At 60.6% G+C, this 3,725-nt stretch carries 3 protein-coding genes and 1 pseudogene; 1 reads left to right on the forward strand and 3 read right to left on the reverse strand.

Annotated elements, in window-relative coordinates; genetic code table 11:
* Positions 1-182: pseudogene (locus tag AC0AP0_RS10130) on the forward strand (DUF349 domain-containing protein); the annotation flags it as partial.
* A 216-nt stretch (positions 183-398) separates the two neighbouring features.
* Here the strand turns inward: AC0AP0_RS10130 and AC0AP0_RS10135 are convergent.
* The 3 genes from AC0AP0_RS10135 to AC0AP0_RS10145 form a co-directional block, all read right to left on the reverse strand.
* Complete coding sequence (locus tag AC0AP0_RS10135) at positions 399-2,759, reverse strand: RelA/SpoT family protein (protein WP_232348601.1); 2,361 nt, start codon at positions 2,757-2,759, stop codon at positions 399-401.
* An 83-nt stretch (positions 2,760-2,842) separates the two neighbouring features.
* On the reverse strand, positions 2,843-3,307 hold the full coding sequence (dut, locus tag AC0AP0_RS10140; protein ID WP_046322794.1) for a dUTP diphosphatase: 465 nt from the start codon (positions 3,305-3,307) through the stop codon (positions 2,843-2,845).
* Positions 3,307-3,600: a DUF4193 domain-containing protein gene (locus AC0AP0_RS10145; RefSeq protein WP_024627827.1), complete on the reverse strand. Its 294-nt coding sequence runs from the start codon at positions 3,598-3,600 to the stop codon at positions 3,307-3,309. The genes dut and AC0AP0_RS10145 overlap by 1 nt, the downstream gene beginning before the upstream one ends.
* Positions 3,601-3,725 lie beyond the last annotated feature (125 nt).

Here is a 3,725-nt window from a genome sequence, read left to right on the forward strand (position 1 = left end):
ATGCGGCCTGGAACCAGTCCGACCCCGAGGCCGATGCCCGCGTCTCCAGCTTCGAGCAGCAGCTGGCCGCCCAGCTTCAGGACCTGGATCAGCGAATCGCCGCCGAGCAGGATCCGGCCAAGAAGCAGGAACTGGAGGCCGAGAAGGCCACCAAGGAGCAGTGGATGAACGCCGTGCGCTGATTGTAGCAGTTTCCGTTAGAACCCCCGGCTTGGTCATTGACCACCGGGGGTCTTTCTGTAATAACCGTTAATAACCGTCTTTTTAATAACCGTCTTTTAGACTTTGAGCCGTTGAATTTTCAAGGCTGAAAGCAAGTAATAGGTTTGACGAGATACCGGCAAAATGCCGTCGCGAGAGTAAGAGGAAAAGTAGGCATACGGTGATTGCAGGGAAAGTCAGATGGCCCGCATATGAGGTCTGGTCGAGCCCTTGGCTCCGGTCAGCCGGTAGGCATCGAAGACACCGTCGATCTTCCTGACAGCCGACAGGAGCGTATTCAGATGTTGGGGGTCGCCCATCTCGAAGACGAATTGACTGACCGCAACCCGGTCACGACCGGTGGATTGGCTGCCCGACAGGATGTTGACCCCGTGGTCGGACAGGACCTGAGTAATGTCCGAGAGCAGGTGGGGCCGATCCAGGGCCTCCACTTGAATCTGGACCATGAAAGTGCCCTGTTTGCCCGTCCAGGAGACCTCTATGATGCGTTCGGGCTGCTTCTTGCGCAGTTCCAGAAGATTCTGGCAGTCGGACCGATGAACCGAGACGCCCTGGTTGCGGGTGATGAACCCGGTGATGGGGTCCCCTGGCACTGGAGTACAGCAACGGGCCAGCTTGACCCAGACATCGTCTACGCCCTTGACCGAAATCCCCTGGGAGGTCTCCGGCCGGCTGGACTTGGTGACCCGCTGCAGGGGAATGGCCTCCTGCTCCACCTCGTCCTCAAGGGCCGACCGGCCGGCATCATGTACCAGCCGGGAGATCACGTTCTGAGTGGAGACCTGTCCGTCGCCAATAGCGGCGTAAACCGCCTTCTCATTGGGATAGTTGAGCTCGTCGGCAGCCCCCACCATGGCTTCAGGGGTCAGCAGGCTGGCCACGGGCAGGTTCCGCTTGCGCATGGCGCGGATGAGCTCGTCCTTGCCCTCCTCGATGGTCTCCGAACGGCGCTCCTTGCTGAACCACTGACGGATTTTGCTGCGGGCACGGGGGCTCTTGGCAAAGCTGAGCCAGTCGCGCGAGGGCCCATCGGTGTCGGACTTGCTGGTCAGAATCTCTACCGTGTCCCCGTTGCGCAGCTTGGTGTCCAGGGGGACCAGGCGGCCATTGACCCTGGCGCCCATGGTTCTGTGGCCAACCTCGGTGTGGACGGCATAGGCGAAGTCCACGGGCGTTGAATCGGCCGGCAGGGAGATGATCTTGCCTTTGGGCGTGAATACGTAAACCTCAGCCGCGCCCAAATCATCCTTAAGGGAGCCCAGGAACTCGTTGGAGTCCGGAGTCTCGCTGGTCCAGTCGGCCAACTGCTGGATCCAGGTCAGGTTGTCCTCCTGGCTCAGCTCCCCCTCCTGGCGCTCACGCTTGACGTCGGACTTGTCGGGCTGGGAGAGCTCGCGGCCTGCAGAACCGTTCTCCTTGTACTTCCAGTGGGCGGCGATGCCGAATTCGGCGCGGCGATGCATCTGCCAGGTGCGAATCTGGATCTCGACCGGCTTGCCGCCCGGGCCCACCACCGTGGTATGTAGGGACTGGTAGCGGTTGGTCTTAGGCATGGCGATGTAGTCCTTGAACCGCCCAGGCACCGGGCTCCAACGGGCATGGACGGCACCCAGGGCAGCATAGCAGTCGCGAATGGTATCCACGATGATGCGCACCCCAACCAGGTCGTAGATGTTGGCGAAATCGTGCCCGCGCACAATCATCTTCTGGTAGATGCTGAAGTAGTCCTTGGGCCGCCCTGTCACCTGAGCCTTGATGCCCTGAGCATCCAGATCCTCGTGAATCTCGTCCAGGATCTGCTGCAGGTAGACCTCCCGCTGGCCGGCTCTGCGGGAGACCAGGACCACGATTTCATTGTAGATCTTGGGATAGAGGGTCTTGAAGCTGAGCTCCTCCAGCTCGGTCTTGATGGCGTTCATGCCCAGCCGGTTGGCAAGGGGCGCATATACGTCCAGGGTCTCACGGGCCTTGCGCTGGGCTGATGAAGCCTTGACATAGCGCCAGGTGCGGGCGTTGTGCACACGGTCAGCCAGCTTGACCACCAGGACGCGTACATCCCGGCTCATGGCCACAATCATCTTGCGGATGGTCTCAGCCTGGGCCGAATCGCCGTAATCCATCTTGGATATCTTGGTGACCCCGTCCACCAAGCCAGCCACCGTGTCGCCGAACTCATCCCTGCACTGCTCCAGGGTGTAGTCGGTGTCCTCCACGGTGTCGTGCAGTAGACCGGCCGAAACCACCGTGGGCCCCATGCCAAGGTCGGCCAGAATTTGTGCCACAGCCAATGGATGGATGATGTAGGGCTCGCCAGACTTGCGCCTCTGGTCGGCATGCTGGACCACGGCCCGGTCATAGGCGCGCTGAAGCATGGACAAATCCTCATCAGGATGATGGGCGGCGCAGATCTCCCAGATTGGCATCAGGGGGTTGAGCGGATCGTCGCTGACCTCACAGCCCAAGGCTCTGGAGGACAAGCCGGAAGGGGCCTGGTCGCCGACATCATTGCTACAGACGCTGCCCTCCTGAGTGACCATTCAAGCCTCCAATATCCCGATATAATGCACCAATCCTACACTTCGATATAGCCCATTCAGGTCGCTCGTGTCCGAACCGCGCCTCAGCGGCCGGTCGAGCCGAATCCGCTATCCGAACGCGCCGAGCCAGGCAGGCGTTCAGCAGGCACGAAACGGGCCTGCACGTAACGCTGGATGACCAGCTGGGCGATGCGCTCCCCAGGCTCGAAGTGGACCGACTCATGAGGATCCAGGTTGATCAACGGCACCTTGATCTCGCCCCGGTACCCAGCATCAATCGTCCCCGGCGCGTTGAGCACGGTCACCCCCATTTTCACTGCCAGCCCCGAGCGCGGGTGAACCAGGCCGACGTACCCGTTGGGCAGGGCCAAGGCCACTCCCGTAGGAACTAGCGCCCGCTGGAAGGGAGCCAGATCCACAGCCATCCTGGTTCGTAGATCGGCCCCGGCATCGCCGGGCATGGCGTATTCCGGCACGTCGGCCCCGCCCAAGGACTTGAACAGGACCTCGACCGTTTCGGGCTCGTTGTAGGACTCGTCATAGGCCATCAGGCGGCGCACTCCTTGCATACGGGCTTGCCGTCGGGGGTGGTGTAGGCCAGTTGGCTCCGGTGCTTGACCAGGAAGCAGTTGGAGCAGATGAATTCATCGCCCTGCATGGGGATGACGGTCACCGAAGAATCCTCATTGCTTAAGTCGGCGCCAGGAAGCTCGTAGTCCTCGGCGATGGCGTTCTCGTCGTCGTCCAGATCGGCCCCGGCATCCTGGCCGCTTTTGCCGAGCTCCTGCAGGGATTCCTCGTCTTCATCCTTGTCTCGCGGGGTATCGTAATCTTGTGCCATCGTGTACCCTTTCCTTGTTCGACCAGTCACCTCGTATACCGGTCATTCCACACGATATGTACTGCGCATAGGATACACGATTTCAAAAGCACGTAAAATACCAACCGTAGGGCACAATGGAAATA

It is taken from the genome of Bifidobacterium sp. POST2/T3 (B1) (assembly GCF_058197115.1).